We start from the raw sequence: 21180 nt of genomic DNA, 5'->3' as shown, positions 1-21180 counted from the left end.
ACGATATGTTCAGGCGTCGGGCGCGCGTTTCATCGACCGGAAACCAGGGGGAGTAATGACTGCGAAACGTGCCCATATCGGCGGGACCATTGGCGACATGATCATCCAGGCGATAGCGCGCTATCCCGGTCGGGTTGCGTTTATTGATGATCAGGCCCAGCTGAGCTATAGCCAGCTGGGCAGGCGTATAGGCCAGGCAATGGCCGCCTTCGAGAAACTTGGCGTCAAGCGCGGCGATGGCGTGGCGCAGCTGTCGGGAAACCGCAGCGATGTGTTTGTGGTGATGGCGGCGGCCTACCTGATGGGCCTGCGTTCCGTGACACTGCACGGCATGGGCAGCCTGGAAGATCACGCGTTCATTATCGATGATGCCGAAGTCAGTTTTTTTATCGCCGACAGCGGTTATCAGGCCCGCCTGCAGGCGCTGCGCGGATGCTGCGCCGGCGTGCGCCACTGGTATTCACACGACAGCGGCGTAGCCGAACAGCCTTCGTTCTGGGATTACGCCGACGGATTCGAGCCGGCGCCGCTGCAGGTGTCCGCCGCTGATGACGACGTCATTCGCCTGGCCTATACGGGCGGCACAACGGGCAAGCCCAAGGGCGTCATGCTGACGAATCGTTCATTGGTGATGCAGGCGTTGCTGCTGCTGGCGGCGCGGCAGCTGCCCGCCGAGCTGCGCCTGCTGTGCCCTACGCCCATTTCGCACGGGGCGGGCGCCATGCTGGTGCCGACCTTGTGGCGCGGCGGCACCATCATTCTGCAACGCGGGTTCGATCCCGAAAGGTATGTCGCAGCGCTGCAAGCGCACAGCGCAACTTTTACTTTTCTTGTGCCCAGCATGATCTACGCGATTCTGGATCATCCGAAATGCAGAGCGGCCGACTTCTCGTCCTTGCGCTTGTTGTCATATGGCGCTTCTCCCATGGCGCCCGCGCGCATCCGGGAAGCCATGGAGGTCTTCGGCCCGGTGCTGGTGCAAAGCTACGGCCAGACAGAAAGCCCCAGCAATATTCTGTTCCTGTCGCAGGAGGACCATGCCCGTGGCGATGTCAACACCCTGGGCTCGGCCGGAATGCCGTATCCGGGCGTGACGGTCGAACTGCTTGACGATAACGACAACCCCGTCGAGCCCGGGCAGGTGGGCGAACTGTGCGTGCGCAGCCCGCTGGTGATGGATGGCTACTGGAAGCAGCCCGAGCTGACCGCGGAGGCGCTGCGCAATGGGTGGCTGCACACCGGGGATATGGCTTACCGGGACGCCCACGGCTATTACTTCCTGGTCGACCGCAAGAAAGACATGATCATCTCGGGCGGCTTTAACGTCTATCCCAAAGAAGTGGAGAACGTGCTGACCGGACACCCGGCGGTGGCGGCCGCGGCAGTCATAGGCGTGCCCGACGAAAAGTGGGGAGAGGCGGTCAAGGCCGTGGTGGTGCTGCGCGCCGGGGCTGTCGTGGGCGAAGACGAGTTGAAGGCGGCGGTGCGCAAGGCAAAGGGGCCGGTGAACACGCCGAAGTCCATTGACTTTGTCGAGGCGTTGCCGCTGACCACGTTGGGCAAGCCGGACAAGAAGCAGTTGCGCGAGCGCTACTGGGGCCGCCGCGCTCGCCAGATCAATTGACGCAGGGTCGCGCAAGGAGGAAAGAAATGAATGAACAGTTCGAGGCCGCAAGCCGGTCGCTCGCCGGCCGGGTGGCCATTGTGACGGGGGCCGGGTCGCGCGCCGATGGCATTGGCAACGGCCGCGCGGCGGCGATTCTGCTGGCGCGCGATGGTGCACAGGTGGCGTTGATCGATGCCGTCCCGGAGTGGGCCGCAGCCACCGGCCGCATGATCGAGGACGAAGGAGGCCGGGCCCTGGTGCTGCCGTGCGATGTCAGTTCCGAGGAAGAATGCCGCGAGGCTGTCAGCCAGGTGCTGCGGCAATGGGGGCGGGTGGATATCCTGGTCAATAACGTCGGCGTGGGCGGGCCTGCGGGCAACGCCGTCGACCTGGATCTCCAGGAATGGGATCGCGCCCTGCGAGTCAATGTGACCTCCATGATGCTGATGGCGCGGCATTGCATCCCTGCGATGCGCGAACAGAGGCGGGGGGCTATCGTCAACGTTGCATCTGTGGCCGGGCTGATGGGCGGGCATCCCAGCCTGCTTTACCCCACTTCGAAGGGCGCGGTCATCAATATGACGCGCGCCATGGCCGCGCATCACGGCGAAGAAGGCATACGCGTGAACTGCGTCGCGCCGGGCATGGTTTATACGCCCATGGTCTACGCCCAAGGCATGTCCGAGCAAAAACGCGAGATCCGCCGCAATCGCTCGCTGCTGCGTACCGAAGGAAGCGGTTGGGACGTCGGACACGCGATCCGGTACCTGGCCAGCGACGAGGCGCGCTGGGTTACCGGTGTCGTCCTGCCGGTTGACGCCGGAACCACGGCAGGCCGGCATTCATATAAATAAATCTTCTCTCGTACAGGAGGAACTGAAATGCAATGGTGGACTCGACTCATGACGGCCGCGTTCGTGTCGGCGGGGGCCATGTTTGCGGCGCCCGCTGCCCAGGCGCAAGACTATCCGGCCCGCAGTATTACCCTGGTGGTGCCGTTCGCGGCGGCGGGGATATCCGACAACCAGTCGCGCCTGCTGGCCCGCAAGCTGGCCGATAGCCTGGGCAAGCCAGTGGTGGTAGAGAACCGACCCGGCGCCAGCGGCATGGTGGGCGCCGAGGCGGTTGCCCATTCCCGGCCGGATGGCTACACCTTGTTGTACGGCACCCACGGAACGCAGGCGGCCAATCTTGCCTTGTTCGCCCAGCTGCGCATCGACCCTGCCAAGGACCTGCGCGCTGTACATTCCCTGTTCCGCCAGTCCACGGTGCTGGTTGCCAATGCGGATGCGCCGTATCGCACACTGGAAGAGCTTGTCCAGGCCGCCCGCCAGCGCCCCGAAACGATCAACTATGCCTCGGCCGGTTCGGGCACGCAGACGCACCTGGCAGCCGCCCGCCTGCAATCGGCGTCCGATATCGCCTTGACCCACATTCCCTACAAGGGCGCCGCGCCTGCGCTTGCCGATGTGCTGGCGGGCAATGTGGAAGTCATGTTCAGCTATCCGGAATCGGTGATGCAGCATATCCAGGCCGGCAAGCTGCGCGCGCTGGCAGTGGCGGGAAAAAGCCGGCTGGCGATTATGCCCGATGTCCCCACCATGAGCGAAGCCGGCTACCCGGACGCCGCGCTCGAAGGGTGGTCGGGGGTGTTCGTGCCGGCGGGCACGCCGGATGACGTAGTGGCGAAGCTGGCCGCCGCGATCAAGGAGGCCACCGAGGCCCCCGATGTGGTCGCGTCGATGGCGGCCATCGGCAGCTTCCCCATGGGTTTGTCGGATGCCGACTTCCAGCGGTTCGCGGAACAAGAGATACCACGATGGAAGGACGTCGTTGCGAAATCGGGCGCGCGGCTCGAATAAGCCGGCATGATCGTCATAAGGAAGACACATGTTTCAGAGCAACATTGGCGGCGGTGACGCCGACCACATCACCATCCGTGGCTATGATCTGGTCGACGACCTGATCGACCAGCGGGATTTCATCGACGTTCTTTGCCTGACTGTGCTGGGACGCTTTCCCGATGCAAACCAGCGGCGCATGATCAACATGTTCCTGGTGACGGCGGCGGACCATGGCTTGACGCCCAGCGCGCTGGCTGCGCGGCTGACGCTGCACGGCGCGCCAGAGTCGATGCAGGGGGCCGTCGCGGCAGGCATCCTGGGCGCGGGCAGCCGCTTCCTGGGTGTGGTGGAATATGCAGCGCGCTTTCTGCAGCAGGCGGTGGCGGATTTTTCCGGCGACGCCCACGACAGCGCTGCGCTTGATGCCCATGCCGAGCAAGTGATCAGGCGCGAGCGTCAGGCGCGGCGGCGCGTCCCGGGTATCGGCCACCCCATTCACGTACAGAATGACCCCCGTTGCGACAAGATCCTGGCCGTGGCGGCCGATTGTGGTTACCACGGTGCACATTGTCGTTACGCGCTTGCCCTGGCCCAGGCAGCCGCCAGGGTGTTCGGCACGCCGGTGCCTTTGAACGCCACAGGCGCCAAGGCCGCGGTGCTGCTGGACATGGATTTCAGCCCCGAGTTCGGCAAAGGCATGACCCTGATCGGCCGCGTGGCGGGGCTGATCGCCCACGTCATTGAAGAGCGCGAGCGCCCCATTTCCCAGGAAGTGTGGGACATCGCCAGCGGTAACGCGAAGGCGGGCTAACTTTTTGGTGCGTTCTTGATTCGAATACGGGCAATCCGCAAAATACCGAACTCTGGCGGGCCAGCCATGGCGGTGTATCGACGCTCTTGCCGTAGCCATGGCAGCCCATTCTGATACCCGGTACTGCGCGGCTGGCGGGCGGCCGCGCGGTTTTTGACGGCGCAGGCGTGCTGATGTTAGATCTGGAATTGCGGGGCAAGCGGGTGTTGGTGACCGGCGGCACCAAGGGCCTGGGGCGGGCCGTGGTCGAGCTGTTTGTCGAACAGGGGGCACGGGTGTTGACTGCCGCGCGGCGCCGCCCCGAAGACATTCCGGGCGCGATAATCATCGAAGCCGACCTGGCGACGCGGCAGGGGTGCGGTGCGGTTGCGGACGCGGTCGCCACGGAGCTGGGCGGCGTGGACATCGTCGTGCATGTGCTGGGCGGGTCGTCCGCGCCCGGCGGCGGGTTTGCCGCCCTGGACGATGACGAATGGCAACGCGAGCTTGAACTGAACCTGTTCCCCGCCGTGCGCCTGGACCGGGCGCTGCTGCCGGGCATGCTCGAAAGGGGCGAAGGGGTTGTCATCCACGTCACGTCCATACAGCGCATGCTGCCCTTGCCCGAGGCGACCACCGCCTACGCGGCGGCCAAGGCCGCGCTGTCTACGTATAGCAAGAGCCTGTCCAAGGAAGTGTCGCCGCGGGGCGTGCGGGTGCTGCGCGTGGCCCCGGGCTGGATAGAAACCGAGGCCGCCGTTGCGCTTGCCGAGCGCCTTGCCCGCGAGGCAGGCACCGACTACCAGGGCGGCAAGCAGATCATCATGGACTCGCTCGGTGGAATACCGTTGGGGCGGCCCGCCCGGCCCATGGAAGTCGCCAGGCTGATCGCGTTTCTGGCTTCGCCTTGCGCCGGCGCCATCACCGGCACGGAATACATCATAGATGGCGGGACAGTGCCCACCGCATGATGTTCAGCGCGAGGCCTAGCCCGGCGCCGTGCGGCGGCGCGGGCGGTTCGCGCGGCCGACAATGCCGCGCTGCTGCGCCCAGATGATCGCCGCACTGCGGCGATGCACGCCCAGCTTGCTGTATAGCGAGGCCACATGGTTGCGGATCGTGTGCCGCGAAAGACCCAGTTCCTGCGCAATGTCGGCGTCGCCCAGGCCGCGGCACATCAGGCCTAGCACTTCGTGTTCACGCGCGGTAAGGTCGCCCAGTTCGGCGTGTGCAGAGGGCGCGACGCGCGGCTGGCGTATCTGGGCCAGCTTTTCGATGACGGTCTGGCTGAACCACGAGGCGTCTTTCATCACGGCCTCGATGGCTGCCATCAGCTCGGTTTCGCTGCGTTTGCGTTCGGTGATGTCCTGCAGCACGCTCAACATGCAGCGCTGGCCGCCAATGGTGACGGGCTCGACAGACAGCAGGCAATCGAGCAGGCTGCCGTCGCTGGTGCGCAACGGCATTTCGTAGGCCCGCAGGCTGCCCCCCTGCCTGAATGCCTTCACGGCAGGCCCAGGTGCGGGCCCCGAAAAGCCCAGCAGGCCCAGGGCATCGTCGTGCCGGGCCAGATCTGCGGCCGAGTAGCCGGTAGCGGTTTCGAATGCTTCATTGACTTCGAGCACTTTGCCTTCGCGCGTGCTCAGCAGCATGGGCGCCGGCGCCAGGCGAAACACCGTCGAAAAGCGCTCTTCGCTATGGCGCAGGGCATGTTCGACCTGGCGCCGGGATTCCAGGTCGTTGTAAGTAAACAGCATGCACGGATGCGGATCGTCGCCGATTTCGATGGGCTGGCCCGCCACCACCACAAGTTTCTGGCTGCCGTCGGGCAGCGAGATCAGCGTTTCGGTCTGCGGGATGGTGCGGCCTTCTGCAAGACGGGTGCGCAGGTCGGCGTCGCGCCCCGCGTCGCCCAATGCATCGACGTCGCCAAAATCATGGCCCAGCACGTCCTGGCGCTCGTAGCCGGTCATTTGCAGGAACCCCTGGTTGACTTTCACGTATTGCATATCCGCGAGCGAGCAGATCAGCGCCGGGGCGGGGTTTGCGTTGAACGTGCGCTCGAAGCGCTGCTCGGCCGCGTGGCGCTGGGTGATGTCCAGCAGTATCAGCACCATGCCCTGTGGCTGCGCTTGCGCGTCGGTCACCAGCAGCCCGCGCACTTGCTGTATATGGCGGTGCTCCGGGTCGTGCCGGCGGCATACTTCGACGACCAGGTCCTTGAAGGCTTCTCCTGCCAGGACGCGGTCCATCGGGTATTGCCGTGCCTGCAGTTTGCGCTGATTGAGGTAGCGCAGGGCATATCGCTTGCGATAGCCGGCGGCGGTTTCGCCAAGGTCGGCCAGCGTCGTTGCGCCATGCATCTTGAGCGCCGTGTCGTTGGCCCACGCAATGCGGCGGTCCGGGTCCAGCAGGATGATGCCTTCGACCAGGTCATCAACAATTTCCAGCAGCAGCCGGCGCTCTGGGGTAAAGACGGTAGATGCCCGCTTTTTCATATGCCTCCGCCGGACAGCGCGCCCAATATACAGAGCGCCGGATCCGCATCGCGAAATTACCTGAAAATCGCGATGCCGTCTGTACGGTTTGTCCCTGCTGCGGATGCGCGCCGCCTGCCCGTCCCCCGGCCGGTGCTAGGCGCCCTTGATGTCGGCCTGCTTGATGACTTCGGACCACTTGGTCATCTCGGCATCGATGAACTGCGCGAAGGCGGCCGCATTGCCGGGCCGGGGCTCCATGCCCTGCGTCAGGAAACGCTGCCGGATGGCGAGGTCCGCCAGCGCGCGATTGACCTCGTCATCTAGCCGCCGCGTAATATCGGCGGCTACCCCCGCGGGGGTCATGAACCCGTACCAGCCCGCGGCGATCACGCGCGGCAAGCCCTGGGCGGGCAGGGGTTGTGCGTTCGGATAAATGTCGCTGGCTTGCTCCGAGGCAACGCCCAGCACGCGCAGCCTGCCGCTTTCAATATGCGGCAAGGCGGCGGTGATGGCGGTCAGGGTGGCGTCCACGCGGCCGGCCAGCAGGTCGGTGTAGGCGGCCACATCGCCGCGATATTGCACTACCAGCCCATCGACGCCGGCATCGCGCAGGAAGAGTTCCGCTGCAAGATGTGGCAGGGAGCCGTTGCCCGGCGAGCCGAAAGTCAACCCGTCGGCGCGCGACTTGCCATAGGCAACCAGTTCCCCCGCCGACGTGGCGGGTGATTCCGCATTGACAACGAGAAACAGCGGGACGGTGGCCACCATGGCAACGGGTTGCAGATCCTGCTTCGGGTCGTAGCCCAGTTTGCCGTACAAGGCCTGCAGCGTGGAATAGGGCGCCGCCGCGTACAGGACGGTATAGCCGTCGGGCGGCGCGTCGGCCACGAACTCGTTGGCCACCCGAGTGCCGGCGCCCGCCTTGTTTTCCACGACGAAGCTACGGCCAAGACGCTGGGACAAGTAGTCTCCCAGCAGCCTGGCCGAGAGGTCGCTGGGGCCGCCGGCGCCATAGGGGCACACGATTTTCACCGTGCGCGATGGCCAGTTGTCCTGGGCGGACACCTGCGGCATGGTGCCGGCGCATGCGGCCGCGGCGGCCGCTTTCAGCAGGGCTCTTCGGCTGATGTTCATGTCTGTCTCCTGATTGTTGGAATAGGAGATCCGCCACCGGTACCGCCCAACTTCGCTGCTCGCGCGAACCTCGTGCAACGATGATAGAGTGCAAGTTCTATTAGAACAATTTTCAAATTATTGAAAACTTAGAAGCGCAGCTTATAAATGCTGCCGGCCGCAAGCCACCACGGGAGATGACGATGGCCGTTGAAGTCACACTGAGACAGTTGCGGGCGTTCATTGCCGTGCTGGAAAGCGGCAGCTTTTCCACGGCCGCCGACACGATGCATCTATCGCAGGCGGCGCTGAGCGGCCTGGTCAAGGAACTGGAAGCCCGGCTGGGCGTCCGGCTGCTCGACCGCAATACGCGCAGTGTGCAGGCGTCGGCCGTGGGGTCCGAGTTCGAGCCCATGGTGCGGCGGGTGTTGGCGGACCTGGACGAGGCGCTCGCCAGGGTGACCAATCTGAAAGAACTGCGGCGCGGACTGGTGCGCGTTGCCGCGCCCGAGACACTGTCGTGCACGTTGATGCCCGAGCTCATGGCCGGCTACGGCGCCCGCTATCCGGGCGTGGATGTCCGCTTCGACGACGTGCCGATCGAGCAGGTGCTGGCGGGCCTGCAGGGCGGCAGCGCGGATATAGGTTTCGGGCCTGCGGGAGTGCTGACGGACGATGCTTTCGAAGCGCACCCGCTGCGCGTGGACCCGTTGTGGGCGGCGCTGCGGGCGGACGATCCGCTGGCCGCGGGCGAGTCCGTCACCTGGAAGGCGTTGCGCGAGCGGCCGCTGATCAGCTATATGCCCAACCTTGTACGCAATGTGCTCAGCAATGTGCCGTCCCGCCATCATCCCCACAGCATTGTGCAGGTGCATCGGGTCAACACGGCGTTGGCCTTATTGAGAGTCAGGCCGGGGTGGGCGATATGCCCGTCTATGGCTCGATCACTGGTCGAAGGGTTTGGCCTGGTATTTCGGCCGTTACGCCAGCCCGTCGTGACGTGGCGTATCGCATTGTTCGCGCGTCCCCGGTTGTCGCTGTCGCCGGCAGTGGAGAGTTTCCTCGATTACACGCTGCACGCCGCACGGGGGGATGCGCAGGGCGCGCCGCCGCAGTGAGTCCATGCCTGCAACGCGGGGCGTCGCGGCGCGGCGCGATAAATAATCTGCGCTTATAAATTTCTCGGAAAACTCGTCTTGTCCGATAAAAAGCGCGCCGGTATCTTTCAAATTTGCCAGCGTTGGGTTTCGCGCGCTCCGTGCGGTCGCGCTGACAGCAGGTATCGGGATACTCATGACGACAGACTTGGACGCTTTCTTGTCACCCGGCTCCATCGCGGTGGTGGGCGCCTCGGCTCACCCGGGCAAGATCGGCGGGGTGCCGGTCCGGTATCTTGCGGATTACGGGTACGCGGGCAAGGTGTATGCGATCAATGCGCGGGCCCCGCAAATCGATGGACAAACGGCATATGCTTCATTGCAGGCCGTGGGGCAGCCCATCGATCTGGCGATTTTCGCGATCCCGGCAGCCGCCGTAGACGCGGCACTGGACGATGCCATTGCAGCCGGGGTGAAGAATGTCGTCATGTTCTCGGGGGGGTTCGCCGAGACCGGTTCGCAGGGCGCGTGCGCGCAACGCGCCTTCATGCAGAAGGCGCGACGGGCCGGCATCCGGGTGCTGGGTCCCAACTGCCTGGGCTTCGTGAATATTGCCCGTTCGGTGTACGCCACTTTTTCGCCGGTCGTGTCCACTGGCCCGGCGCGGTCCGGCCCGGCAGGCCTGGTCAGCCAGAGCGGCGCATTCGGCGCCTACGCCTACGCCATGGCGCGCAAGCGCGGGCTGGGCCTTTCTATGTGGATCACCACCGGCAATGAGTCGGACATCGACGTCGCCGACTGTATCGCATGGATGGCGCAGGATCCCTCAACAAAGGTCATCATGGCGTATCTGGAAGGCTGCCGCGATGGCGCCAGGCTCAGGCAGGCGCTGGAGCTTGCGCGCGCCGCCGACAAGCCGGTGGTGGCGGTAAAAGTGGGCCGCACGGCCCTGGGCGCCATGGCGGCGGCTTCGCATACGGCTGCCCTGGCCGGCGACGATGCCGTGTATGAGGCGTTATTGCGCCAGCACGGCGCGTGGCGAGCCCGCAGCATCGACGAGTTCTTCGATATCGCCCATTGCCTTGCGGCAGGAAGGCGTCCTTCCAATACGCGTGTCGGCCTGCTGACCGTATCGGGCGGGGTGGGCGCCATGATGGCCGACGATGCGGCCGAAGCTGGCCTGGACGTGGCCGGGATGCCGGCCGAGGCGCAAACGCTGATACGCGAGCGCGCGCCCCTGGCCGCGACGCAGAATCCCGTCGATCTCACCGGACAGGTGACGGCGGACCCGGCATTGCTGGAAACGGCCGCGCGCGCCATGCTCGGGCAGGGGGGATACGGCAGCCTGCTGATCTTCCTGGCGGCCTTCGGGGGTACGCCCGCCATGCAGCAAATGCAACGCCAACTGGCCCGCGCCTTGGGCGAGGAATATCCGGATCGCCTGGTCATTTTCAGCACCTTGGCTGACCAGGCGCAGCACGAGGCGCTGCTGGCGCAACGGTGCCTCTGCTATAGCGACCCGGCACGCGCCATCCGGGTATTGGCTGCGCTGCGCTTTTTTCAAGAGCACCGCGCTGCGCCCGCCACCATCGAGGCGGGCGCGCCGGTGGCATTGCGCGGCGGTGCCTACAGCGAAGCCGATGCGATGCAGGTTCTGGACGCCCACGGCATACCCGTGGTGCCCACGCGGCGGGCGTTCGGGTCCGACGAGGCCGCGCAACATGCAAGTGAGCTGGGCTTTCCCGTGGCGATGAAAGTGTTGTCGCCCGACATTACGCACAAGAGCGACGTCGGCGGCGTCCGATTGGGCATCGAGAATGCCTTGGCCGCTGCCCAGGCCTACGACGGCATCATGCAGGCTGTCCGGTCCCGGGCTGCCCACGCAACCGTGCAGGGCGTGCTGGTGGCGCCTATGGTCACAGGCGGGGTGGAATGCATTCTGGGCGTGCGCCGCGATCCTGTGCTGGGCTGCGTGCTGATGCTCGGGGCGGGTGGTCTGCATGTGGAACTGATGGGCGACATCAGTCTGCGGCTTGCGCCGATAAGCCATCGGCAGGCGCGCGAGATGATCGGCGAACTGAAAACGGCGCCACTGCTCTACGGGTTCCGCGGCGCGCCCGAGGCAGATGTGGAGGCCTTGGCCGATGCCATGGTGCAGTTGTCGAAGTTTGCCGTCGCGGCCGGCGATGCGCTTGAATTGGTGGAGCTCAATCCCTTCGTCGTATTGCCCAAGGGACAGGGCGCCTGCGCCCTGGATGCGGTGCTGCTGGCGCGAGAGCCCGCCGGTGCGGACGCCCTGCAAGCCGTAATGACCACACTTCCGCTATTCGAAATGGCGCGCATGCGGGCGTCCAATACCGCGCGCAAGCATGCGGCGGCGGGCTACGCGGGCGACAGCCCCGGTTCGCGGCAGCGCTGGGTAAATCAGTTCACGCACACGCGGCGGCTGCGGGGGCCGCAAGATAAAGAAGTGGTGACGCCTAACAACGACACCCTTTTTACCAATGCGTGGCTCGACTTGTCGCAAGGGCCGCTGGTGATCCATGTGCCGGCCATGGGGCAGCGATACTGGGTGCTGGGCTTTCTTGACGCCTGGACGAATCCCTGGGCGTACGCCGGACGGCGCACGACGGGAGGCGACGCGCAACGCCTGTTCGTGCATGGCCCGGGCTGGCGTGGCCAGGCGCCGGCCGGCACGCACGTCATCAGCGCGCCGGGTGATGACATATGGGTGATAGGCCGCATATTGGCCGATCCCGATCCGCAAGATCTGGCGCGCGTGCATGCCCTGCAGGACCTCTATGCCATCACGCGCCCCGACGGGTCGCCGGCCTTGGCGCGGCTGGACGTGCTGTTGGACAACCGTGAAACCGGCGTGCCCGACGCCGACGAATATCTGCGCGTGCTGGACGTGATGCTGGCGCGCAATCCATCGCCAACCGCGTTGCCGCATTGGCCGCCCGGGGCGTCGTCCGACTTGCAACAGGCGCTGGCCAGGGTCTACACCGACCTGCGCGAGGTGGCCCAGCCATCGGAACTGGGAGGCGGTTGGACCACAGCCGTGACCGTACGGACGAATTTTGGCCAAGACATCGAGACTCGCGCGCGTGTGGCGCGCAACTGGATCGGTACGCTCGGTATCGACGAAGCTATGTACATCATGGCAGAGGTCGATGCTAATGGCGCGCCGCTGAATGGCGCATCGCGCTATGTCTTGCGGTTTCCGCCGCAGGGCGGCCCGCAAGTGGGCGCATTCTGGTCGATCACGCTGTACCGCCGCAGCGATTGCCTGCTGGTCGCCAATCCTATCGCGCGCCATTCGATCGGAGACCGCACGCCTGGCCTGGTCTACGACGCAGATGGCGGCCTGAGCATCGATATCCGGGCCGATCACCCCGGGGAAGGTCGCAACTGGCTGCCCGCGCCGCGCGACGAGGGCTTCTACCTGACGCTGCGCCTATACCAGCCGCAGCGTGCTCATCTGGAAGGGACATTCGATTACCCGCCGGTGCGGCGCGTGGGGTAAGCGCCGACGCGGTACGATTGCTTCCTGATACGTCCGGCGCGATGCCGCCGGCACTGATGGACAGGGAACGTCGTCGTGCGCATGGCCGGCAAGCAACACAAAACCGAAAAACAAGGGCGCTGGAGACGCAGGGCGTACTGGGCGCTGGGCATGCTGATGCTGGCGCTGGCCGTGGTGGGCGCGTTGTTGCCCGTCATGCCTACGACCATTTTCGTCATCCTGGCGGCGGGCTGCTTTGGCCGGGCGTCGCCGCGTTGGGAGGCCTATCTGTTGCAGCACCCGCGTTTCGGCCCGCCGTTGGTGGCGTGGCGGGAACAAGGCGCTATTTCGTCACGCAGCAAGATGCTTGCGGTGGCGGGCATGACGCTGGGGCTGGTGGTGTTCTGGGTGACGACGGACCCTGCCTGGTGGCTGGGGCTGCTGGTGGCCGCGTTCATGGCGGCCTGCGCGGCGTGGGTGGTGACCCGTCCCGCGCCGCGCCGATGAGGGTGATGTGCGCCGGTCAGCCTTGCGGCGACGGAATCTCCAGGCCTCGCTGGACGGCCGGGCGGTCGACGAAGGCCTCTAGTACGCGCAGCACGTTGGGGAAATCGGCGATGCCGACCAGGTCGCCCGCGCCATAGAAGCCGATCAGGTTGCGTATCCAGGGAAAGGTGGCGATGTCGGCGATGGTGTAATCATCGCCCATGATCCATGCGCGCCCGGCCAGGTGCCCGTCGAGTACTTTCAACAGGCGCGCGGATTCGGCCACGTAGCGGTCACGCGGCCGCTTGTCTTCGTAATCTTTGCCGGCGAACTTATGAAAGAAGCCGAGCTGGCCGAACATGGGTCCGATGCCGCCCATCTGGAACATCAGCCACTGCAGCGTCTGGTAGCGAGCTGCCGGATCTTGCGGCATGAAGCGCCCGCTCTTGTCGGCCAGGTACACCAGGATGGCGCCCGACTCGAACAGGCCCAGGGGTTTGCCGCCGGGGCCGTCGGGGTCAAGAATGGCGGGGATCTTGTTGTTGGGGTTCAGAGACAGAAACTCCGGCGACATCTGGTCTTGTGTGTCGAACGAAACGCGGTGGGCCTCGTAGGGCAGTCCGGTTTCTTCAAGCATGATCGAAACTTTGACGCCGTTGGGGGTGGGCAATGAATACAGCTGGATGCGGTCCGGGTGCCGGGCGGGCCATTTGCGGGTAATGGGGAAGTTGCTCAGGTCTGCCATTGCGGTCCTTTTTGCTGGTTGGTGGACCTGTCTATCGTAGCGGTTCCGGCGCCGCTGCGTCGGGCGTCCTGTCGCGGGATGCAGCCGCCGCGCGTTGCGCCAGACCGGGCGTGGGGGCCCTTGCGGTGGGCGAACAGCCGCCAGGGCGGCCGTTCGCGTTGGACGTTCAGCGGCTGCCGCCCGTGGCGGGATACTGGGGAGCCGGCGTGTTGCTGTTGTTGTCCGGAACGCCCGCCGGCGGTGGGGGCGGGGGGCTCTGCGTGTGAGAGCGGTCATAGGATGTGTCGTGGCCGTGGCGATGGTGGCCGCTACAACCGCCCAGCACGAGGCTGACGGCAACGACAGGTAACGCGAGCAAGCTGACTTTCATAACAACCTCCTTTCAGTTAAGGCCTAGCACTGCAGCACGTGGCGTGCCAGCGCCGGGCTGCCCGGGGCGGCGTAGCGGAAATTGCCTGTGCTGAAGCCCGACAGAGGCGGGTGCTACACTTAATTGATGCATCATCTAATTTCCGGGGAAGGTCGTGACCGCGGGCGCAACGCCCCGGCCGATAGCGCCCCGCCGGCGCATGTGCCGCTCTGGATGCTGGCCCTGTTTACGTTCAGCGGGACGCTGGCGATGCACATTTTTGTGCCCGCCCTGGCGATGGCCGGGAGCGACCTGCGTGCGGGCAGCGGCGCCATGCAGCTCACCGTCAGTCTTTACATCATCGGCCTGGCCGTAGGGCAGTTGATCTATGGTCCGCTGTCGGACCGCTATGGAAGGCGGCGGGTGTTGATGGCGGGGCTGGCGCTCTACACGGTGGCGGGGCTGGCGGCCACGCTCGCCCCGCAGGTGTATGCGCTGATCGCGGCGCGGCTGTTCCAGGCCCTGGGCGGTTGCGCTGGCGTGGTGCTGGGCCGCGCGATGGTGCGCGACACGGCAGCGCCCGCCGAAGCCGCAAAGCGGCTCGCGCTGCTCAACCTGATGGTAACTGTGGCACCGGGCGTCGCGCCTATTGTGGGCGGCGCCTTGGCCGCGACGCTGGGGTGGCGGGCGGTGCTGTTCGTCATGTGCCTGCTGGGCGTGGCGAACTTGCTGTTTGCATGGCGCTTGTTGCCCGAGACGGGGGCGGCGCTGGCGCGCGTCAGCGCAGCCGCACTGGCCCGTCATTACCGGCAATTGCTGGGCTCGCGCCGCTTCCTGGGCTACGCCATAGGCGGCGGATGCGCCACGACTTCGATGTTTGCTTTCGTGGCGTCGGCGCCATTCATCTTTGTGAACGAACTGCATCGTCCGCCGGATGAGCTGGGCTTTTACCTGGCCGTGCTCGTTTCCGGCGTGTGGCTGGGCAGCGCCATCACTACCCGGCTGATCGGCCGGCTGCCCCTGGCGCGGCTGCTGGTTATGGGGAGCATGCTGAGCGCGGGGGCCGCGCTGGTGTTCCTGGCGCTGGTGCTGGCAGGCCACGCCACGGCATTGCCCATTATCGTGCTGATGTTCCTGTACACGCTCGGAACGGGCGTGGCCGGGCCCACCGCGCTCACATTGGCCATTAACGTCAATCCCGCCGTAATCGGCTCGGCATCGGGGCTGTATGGCGGCGTGCAGATGGGGGTGGGCGCCCTGTGCACGGCGTTGGCCGGGCTGGGCATGTCGCCGGCATTTTCCACGGCGCTGGTTCTTGCGTGCGCGGGCGTGCTGGGCCAGATGTGCTTCTGGATGGCGGGACGCGCACCGGATATCCGGTAGCGCCGACGTGGGCGGCCGCGAGGCGGCGGCGCCCGCGTCGGCCGCGCGCTACTTGGCCAGCAGCCCCAGTTGCTCGATCAGCTGCTTGTCTTTGGCGTAGGTGGCAATAGCCCATTCGCGATAGTCGTCGCTGCTGCGATAGGCAGGTTCCTGGTTCAACTGCTTCATGACTTCCACGCTGCGCGGCGACAGCAATGCCTGCTTGAACGCATCGTGCAGGATGCGTACCACCTTGGGATCCATGCCCGCAGGCCCCGCCAGCCCGTAGGGCGAGCTGGATACGACACCGTAGCCCAGCTCTTTGGCTGTCGGCACATCGGGCCAGCGCTTGGTGCGCTCTTCGCCGAATGTCACCAGCAGGCGCATCTTGCCGGAATCGACGAACTGGTCCCAGCCGGTGGCATCGCTTTGGGCCATGATGTGGCCGCCCAGCAGCGCCTGCTGCATGTCGGCGTTGCCCTTGAAGGGCACGTGGTTGAGCTTTACGTTGGCGTTGATGGCGATTTCTTCCATCAGCAGGTGGGGCGACGAGCCGACGCCGGTGGAGCCGTAATCGATGGTGCCCGGCTTGGTTCGCGCCGCCTCGATGTACTCATTGAATGTCTTGAACGGAGAGTCGGCGCGCACGGTGAAGCCGAATGTGTAGCCAGACAGGCCGACGATATAGGTGAAGTCCTTGATCGGATCCCAATCGGTTTTCATCATGTATGGCATGCGCAGCATGCCCAGGGGAAACAGGCTGATCGTGTAGCCGTCCGGTTTGGCCGACTTCGCCATGTTGGCGGGGCCGAGCGTGCCGCCGGCTCCGGGCCGGTTTTCGACGATGACGTTCTGCCCAAGATGCTTGCTGGCGTCCTCGGCTATGGCCCGAAGGTGCCGGTCGGTCGAGCCGCCCGCCGGAAAGGGCACGATCAATGTGATGGGCTGGGTGGGAAATTTGGCTTGCGCCACGGCGGTCAGCGGCAGTGCGACGGCGCCCGCTGCGGCCAGGGCCAGTGCCAGGCAAGTGCGGCGTGTCAAAGTGGGTTGCATGGGTTTGTCTCCTTTAGTGGTGCCGGCGGCCGTGCCGGCTTGGTATGCCGCGCGAAGGCGGATGCAACGGGCGGGCAGGCGGTTATTCGGCCGTCATGCCTTTCTCGCGCGCGAGCGCGCCCCATTTCTGATAATCGCTGGCGATGCGTCCGGCCATGGCCGGCGCGGGCTCGAAGTGCGCGATCGTGCCGGCATTGAGCAGCTTCTGCTGCACGTCCGGGTCGGCAAGAATGGCCTGCAGCTCGCGGTCCAGGCGGTCGATGACGGCGGGCGGCGTGCCGGCAGGCGCCAGCAGGCCGCCCCAGGACACGGCGTCGAACCCGTCGAAACCTTGTTCGCTGATGGTGGGCACATCGGGCAACACCGATACCCGGCGCGGCGAGCCGACGGCAAGGGCGCGCAGCTTGCCTGCCTGGATGTGGGGCAGTGCGGCCACCAGATCGGCGTACATCATGGGAACCTGGCCGCCGATTGTGTCGGTAATGGCCGGTACGCCCCCCTTGTAGGCCACGTGCTGCATCTTGAAGCCGCCCACGTCCTGCAGCAGTTCCATGGTCATGTGGCCGAAGCTGCCCGCACCGGAGCTGGCGTAATTCAGTTCGCCCGGGCGCGCCTTTGCATAATCGACGAGCTCGGCAAGGGTGTGTACTTGCGGCAGGCTTTGCGGATTGACCACTACCACGATCGGCAGGTCATAGACGGTGGCGACGGGCTGGAAGTCCTTGGGCGTCTCGTAGCCCACGTTCTTATAGAAAAATGGCGCGAACAGCGTGGGCGTGGCCAGCATCATCAAGGTGTAGCCATCGGGCGCCGCGCGCTTGAGCTGGTTGGCCGCGATGGAGCCTGATGCCCCCGGACGATTCTCGACAATGACCGGCTGTTGCAGCCGTGCCTCGAGCTGCTGTCCCACCAACCGCGAGGCCACGTCGGTGGGCCCGCCCGGGGGGAAAGGCACGATGAGCCTGACTGGCTTGCCGGGGTAAGGTTGCGCCACGGCAAGACCGGCGGTAAGCAGGCCGGTCGCAATCGCCAGGGCGGCGCGGCGGGCAAACGCGAAAACACAAGTACGCATACGGAATCTCAACGGTTGGGTATGGGGGGCGCAAAGGCGCTGTTCCGGTTCTGGCCGGGGTTTCAATCCCGGGCTCATTCGTCGGGCAGGGTCAACACGCCCTGCGCCCGCAGTGCTTCGAGATGCTCGTCGGTAAGCCCCAACAGGCCTCGCAGCAGGTCGCGCGTGCCTTCGCCCAGCGTGGGCGGGGCATGACGGATCGGTAGGCGCTGGCCGTCGAGCCGGTAGGGCGGGGCAAACACCGACGTGGCGCCCGCTGCGGGGTGGGGCATGTCTTGCAGCAGCCCCCCTTGGCGGGTGCGCTGGCTGGTCAGTGCCTCGTGCAGACCCAGCACTTTTCCGCACGGGATGCCGCAAGCGGCCAGGCGCTGCAGCAGCAGGTCGCGCGGAAATTCGCGTATCAGCGCCGTCACCATCGGCAGCAGCGTCAGGCGGTTCTTGGCGCGTTCGACATTGGTGGCATAGCGGGGGTCTTCGACAATGTCCGGCCGCATGACCACCTGACGGCAGAATTTGTCGAACTGGGCGTTGGTGCCCACCGCAATGATCAAAGGGCCGTCGGCCGCCTCGAACATGCCGTAAGGCACGATGGACGGATGGGCGTTGCCGTAGCGTTGCGGATCGTGGCCCAGCAGCATGGCGTCCAGCCCGTAGTAGCTGGTGATCATGATGCCGCAGTCGTACAGCGCCATCTCGATCAACCTGCCCCGGCCGGTGCGTTCGCGCCGGAACAGCGCGGCCAGCACGGCCTGCGCGGCATACATGCCGGTCATCATGTCCACCGCGGCAACACCGAATTTCAGCGGAGGCTGGTCCGCCTCGCCGTTGATCGCCATCAGGCCGGTCTCGCCCTGGATGACCAGGTCGTATCCCGGCCGGGCCGCCTCGGGGCCCGAGCTGTTGTAGCCGCTGATGGCGCAATAGATCAGGTCGGGCTTGATGGCCTTGAGCTGCGCGTAGCCCAGGCCCAGCTTCTCGGCCCCGCCGCTCTTGAAGTTGTGCAGCACGACGTCGAACTGCGGCAGCATGCGATGGATGATGTCCAGGCCTTCGGGCGATTGCAGATCCAGCGTCAGCGACCGCTTGTTGCGGTTCATGCTGTTGTAGTAGGTGGTTTCGGTCTTGCCGATGCGCATGCCCCAGTCGCGCGTATCGTCGCCGCGCACCGGGTGTTCGACCTTGACGACGTCGGCGCCGAAGTCGGCCAGCACCTGGCCGCAAAGCGGCCCGGCAAAGACGCGCGACAGGTCCAGGACGCGTACGCCCTCCAGGGGAAAGTCCAGTTCATCGACGGGTGCGTGGTGTGGGTCCATGGCGTCAATCCTGGGGGGACAGGGCGATGAAGCGCGCAAGGTGGTGGTCTTCGTCGCCGAGTTGATGGTCGATCATGACGAGGCGCTTGGCGTAGTGGGCCAGGGGCAGTTCCCATGTCATGCCGATGCCTCCGTGCAGCTGGATGCACTCTTCGGCCACCATGGCGCCGACGCGCCCGATGGTGTGCTTGGCGGCGGACAATGCGCGTTCGCGGGTGGCGCGGTCGGGGTGGTCGAGCTGGGCGGCCGCGTTGATGACCGACGAGCGGGCCTGCTCGATGTCGAGCAGGAGGTCGGCCATGCGGTGTTGCAAGGCCTGGAAGCGGCCGATGGGAACGCCGAACTGCTGGCGCGTCTGCAAGTAGGCCAGGGTGGCGTCGCGCGCGGCATCCATGGCGCCCACGGCTTCGGCGCACAGAGCCAGGATGCCCTTGCCGGTACTGCGTTCCAGCACGGCATAGGCTTTGCCGGGCTGCCCCAGCACCGCATCCGCTGCGACGCGCACGTTGGCAAGCGTAAGGTCGCCCGCCCGGCCGCCGTCGATCAGCGGATAGCCCTGCACCTGCAGCCCGGCCGCGTCCGCGGGCACCAGGAAAAGCGTGATGCCGTCGGTGTCGTCCACATTGCCGCCGGTGCGGGCCGACACGACGAAGTGGCGGGCATGCTCGGCGTGGGTGACGACGGCCTTGGCGCCGTCCAGGCGCCATCCGCCATCCGGCTCGGATTGCGCGCGCGTGTCGACACGAGACAGTGTGTAGCCCGCGTCGGGCTCGGCGTGCGCCAGGGCCACGACGGCCGAGCCGGCCTGCAGATCGGCCAATATGCCTTTCTGGCCCGGGGAACCGACGGCGGCAATGGCGTCGCCCGCGATCAAGGCATCGAGAAAAGGCTCGACGACCAGGCCGCGGCCCAAGGCCTCGAATACCACAGCGATATCGAACCCGGCGCCGCCCAGGCCGCCATCGGATTCGGAAAACAGCGCAGAGATGGCGCCCAGTTCTGCGTAGCGTTGCCAGAAGTCGGCGCTATAGCCTTCGGACGACCGGGCGATGCGATCGCGGACCGGGAACGTGTATTGCTCGGCCACGAAGCGTTTCAACATGTCCGACAGCATGCGCCGGTCATCGGTGTGCTCGAAATTCATGGGGTTAATTCCTTGCTCAAAGGCCGAGAATCATCTTGGAGATGATGTTCTTCTGGATTTCGTTCGAGCCACCGAAAATGGACAGCTTGCGGAAATTGAAATATTGGGCCGCGGCGCTGTCGGCACCATCGGGCCCGATCTGCGGGCCGTCGTAATCGCCTTCGAGGGCCTGCGCGATATAGGGGCGCGCGTAGACGCCCATGGCCCTGCGGTTCAAGGCGGCAAGTTCCTGGCGGATCTGGGTGCCGCGTATCTTCAGCATCGAGCTTTCCGCGCCGGGCGCCGCGCCGTGGGCCGCAGCAGCCAGCACGCGCAAATTGGTGATGCGCATGTTGTCGAGCTCGATCTCGACGCGCGCCAGGCGTGCGGCGAAGGCGGGATCTTGGGAAAGCGGCTTGCCGTTGCTGTGCTGGCGCGCCGCAACCGCCTTGAGCTGCTGCAGGGCCGCGGTAGACAAACCCACGCCCGCGATGTTGGTGCGCTCGTAGGTAAGCAGGTACTTGGCGCAGGACCACCCGCGATTTTCCTCGCCCACCAGGTTCTCTACCGGCACGCGCACGTCCGAGAAGAACACTTCGTTGACTTCGTGGCTGCCGTCCAGGGTGATGATGGGGCGCACTTCGATGCCGGGGGAATTCATGTCGATGAGCAGGAAGCTGATGCCTTCCTGGGGCTTGCCATCGGTGCGCGTGCGCACCAGGCAGAAGATCATGTTGGCGTGCTGGCCCAGGGTCGTCCAGGTTTTCTGCCCGTTGACGATATAGTGGTCGCCGTCGCGCACCGCGCTGGTTTTCAACGACGCCAGGTCCGACCCGGCGCCGGGTTCGGAATAGCCCTGGCACCACCAGTCGGATCCATCCAGGATGCGCGGCAGCCAATAGCGCTTTTGTGCTTCGTTGCCATACTTGATAAGCACGGGGCCCAGCATGCTCAGCCCGAAGGGCACGATGCGCGGTGCGTGCGCCAGCGCGCATTCATTTTCGAAGATGAATTTCTGTACGGCCGTCCAGCCGGTGCCGCCGTATTCCACGGGCCAGTGGCTGGCCAGCCAGCCGCGGGCGTTCAGGATGGCGTGCCACGATTCCATGTCGGCCTTGGACAGGTGGCGGTTCTCGCGCACTTTTCGCGCCAGGCGCTCGGGAAGCTCGGCCGCCAGGAAGGCGCGCACCTCGTCGCGGAAGGCTTCTTCTTCGGGGGTGAAATTCAGGTCCATGGAGTCGT

The 21180-nt window shown here is 65.6% G+C and carries 18 protein-coding genes; 9 read left to right on the top strand and 9 right to left on the bottom strand.

The window, feature by feature from the left end; all coding sequences use genetic code 11:
- Window positions 1–55 precede the first annotated feature (55 nt).
- The 5 genes from CAL18_RS09960 to CAL18_RS09940 all read left to right on the top strand — a co-directional run bounded on the left by CAL18_RS09960 (window position 56) and on the right by CAL18_RS09940 (window position 5211).
- Entirely contained in the window at window positions 56–1624 is a 1569-nt protein-coding gene (locus CAL18_RS09960) for an AMP-binding protein (protein WP_026638225.1), read from the top strand.
- Between the two features lie 26 nt (window positions 1625–1650).
- A complete protein-coding gene (locus tag CAL18_RS09955) occupies window positions 1651–2460 on the top strand; it encodes an SDR family NAD(P)-dependent oxidoreductase (protein ID WP_026638224.1) in 810 nt (269 codons plus the stop codon).
- Window positions 2461–2508: 48 nt separating this feature from the next.
- Window positions 2509–3468 (top strand): Bug family tripartite tricarboxylate transporter substrate binding protein, encoded by a 960-nt coding sequence (locus CAL18_RS09950; RefSeq protein ID WP_170940315.1) that lies wholly within the window; start codon window positions 2509–2511, stop codon window positions 3466–3468.
- Window positions 3469–3496: 28 nt separating this feature from the next.
- Window positions 3497–4261, top strand: a complete 765-nt coding sequence (locus tag CAL18_RS09945) for a citryl-CoA lyase (protein WP_026638222.1) — start codon at window positions 3497–3499, stop codon at window positions 4259–4261.
- A gap of 170 nt (window positions 4262–4431) precedes the next feature.
- Entirely contained in the window at window positions 4432–5211 is a 780-nt protein-coding gene (locus CAL18_RS09940; RefSeq protein WP_026638221.1) for an SDR family oxidoreductase, read from the top strand.
- A 15-nt stretch (window positions 5212–5226) separates the two neighbouring features.
- On the opposite strand, the gene CAL18_RS09935 is transcribed toward CAL18_RS09940, so the two are convergent.
- Both CAL18_RS09935 and CAL18_RS09930 read right to left on the bottom strand, forming a co-directional pair.
- Window positions 5227–6738 carry a PAS domain S-box protein gene (locus CAL18_RS09935; protein ID WP_094817776.1) on the bottom strand — a complete coding sequence of 504 codons (1512 nt, stop codon included), beginning with the start codon at window positions 6736–6738 and terminating at the stop codon, window positions 5227–5229.
- A 135-nt stretch (window positions 6739–6873) separates the two neighbouring features.
- Entirely contained in the window at window positions 6874–7854 is a 981-nt protein-coding gene (locus CAL18_RS09930; RefSeq protein WP_026638219.1) for a Bug family tripartite tricarboxylate transporter substrate binding protein, read from the bottom strand.
- A gap of 182 nt (window positions 7855–8036) precedes the next feature.
- On the opposite strand from CAL18_RS09930, the gene CAL18_RS09925 reads away from it, so the two are divergent.
- From CAL18_RS09925 to CAL18_RS09915, 3 genes are all read left to right on the top strand, one after another.
- Window positions 8037–8951, top strand: coding sequence for a LysR family transcriptional regulator (locus CAL18_RS09925; protein ID WP_026638218.1), 915 nt, complete (start codon window positions 8037–8039; stop codon window positions 8949–8951).
- Window positions 8952–9126: 175 nt separating this feature from the next.
- Window positions 9127–12456: an acetate--CoA ligase family protein gene (locus tag CAL18_RS19965; RefSeq protein WP_094817775.1), complete on the top strand. Its 3330-nt coding sequence runs from the start codon at window positions 9127–9129 to the stop codon at window positions 12454–12456.
- A gap of 81 nt (window positions 12457–12537) precedes the next feature.
- Entirely contained in the window at window positions 12538–12942 is a 405-nt protein-coding gene (locus tag CAL18_RS09915) for a YbaN family protein (RefSeq protein ID WP_094796321.1), read from the top strand.
- 16 nt (window positions 12943–12958) lie between these two features.
- Here the strand turns inward: CAL18_RS09915 and CAL18_RS09910 are convergent, their stop codons facing one another.
- On the bottom strand, window positions 12959–13666 hold the full coding sequence (locus tag CAL18_RS09910) for a glutathione S-transferase N-terminal domain-containing protein (protein ID WP_026638215.1): 708 nt from the start codon (window positions 13664–13666) through the stop codon (window positions 12959–12961).
- Window positions 13667–13832: 166 nt separating this feature from the next.
- Window positions 13833–14036, bottom strand: a complete 204-nt coding sequence (locus tag CAL18_RS19690; protein WP_155807660.1) for a hypothetical protein — start codon at window positions 14034–14036, stop codon at window positions 13833–13835.
- A gap of 126 nt (window positions 14037–14162) precedes the next feature.
- On the opposite strand from CAL18_RS19690, the gene CAL18_RS09905 reads away from it, so the two are divergent.
- A complete protein-coding gene (locus CAL18_RS09905; protein WP_051423615.1) occupies window positions 14163–15398 on the top strand; it encodes a multidrug effflux MFS transporter in 1236 nt (411 codons plus the stop codon).
- A 48-nt stretch (window positions 15399–15446) separates the two neighbouring features.
- On the opposite strand, the gene CAL18_RS09900 is transcribed toward CAL18_RS09905, so the two are convergent.
- From CAL18_RS09900 to CAL18_RS09880, 5 genes are all read right to left on the bottom strand, one after another.
- Window positions 15447–16430, bottom strand: coding sequence for a tripartite tricarboxylate transporter substrate binding protein (locus CAL18_RS09900; RefSeq protein WP_094796322.1), 984 nt, complete (start codon window positions 16428–16430; stop codon window positions 15447–15449).
- A gap of 82 nt (window positions 16431–16512) precedes the next feature.
- Window positions 16513–17502, bottom strand: coding sequence for a Bug family tripartite tricarboxylate transporter substrate binding protein (locus tag CAL18_RS09895; protein ID WP_094817774.1), 990 nt, complete (start codon window positions 17500–17502; stop codon window positions 16513–16515).
- A gap of 74 nt (window positions 17503–17576) precedes the next feature.
- Window positions 17577–18815, bottom strand: a complete 1239-nt coding sequence (locus tag CAL18_RS09890; RefSeq protein WP_026638212.1) for a CaiB/BaiF CoA transferase family protein — start codon at window positions 18813–18815, stop codon at window positions 17577–17579.
- A gap of 4 nt (window positions 18816–18819) precedes the next feature.
- A complete protein-coding gene (locus CAL18_RS09885; protein WP_094796324.1) occupies window positions 18820–19959 on the bottom strand; it encodes an acyl-CoA dehydrogenase family protein in 1140 nt (379 codons plus the stop codon).
- 16 nt (window positions 19960–19975) lie between these two features.
- Window positions 19976–21172, bottom strand: coding sequence for an acyl-CoA dehydrogenase family protein (locus tag CAL18_RS09880; RefSeq protein ID WP_094817773.1), 1197 nt, complete (start codon window positions 21170–21172; stop codon window positions 19976–19978).
- Between the last annotated feature and the right edge of the window lie 8 nt (window positions 21173–21180).

This window comes from Bordetella genomosp. 7 (assembly GCF_002261415.1).
Classification (GTDB): Bacteria; Pseudomonadota; Gammaproteobacteria; order Burkholderiales; family Burkholderiaceae_B; genus Bordetella_A.
This window is presented reverse-complemented; position numbering and strand designations above follow the sequence as displayed.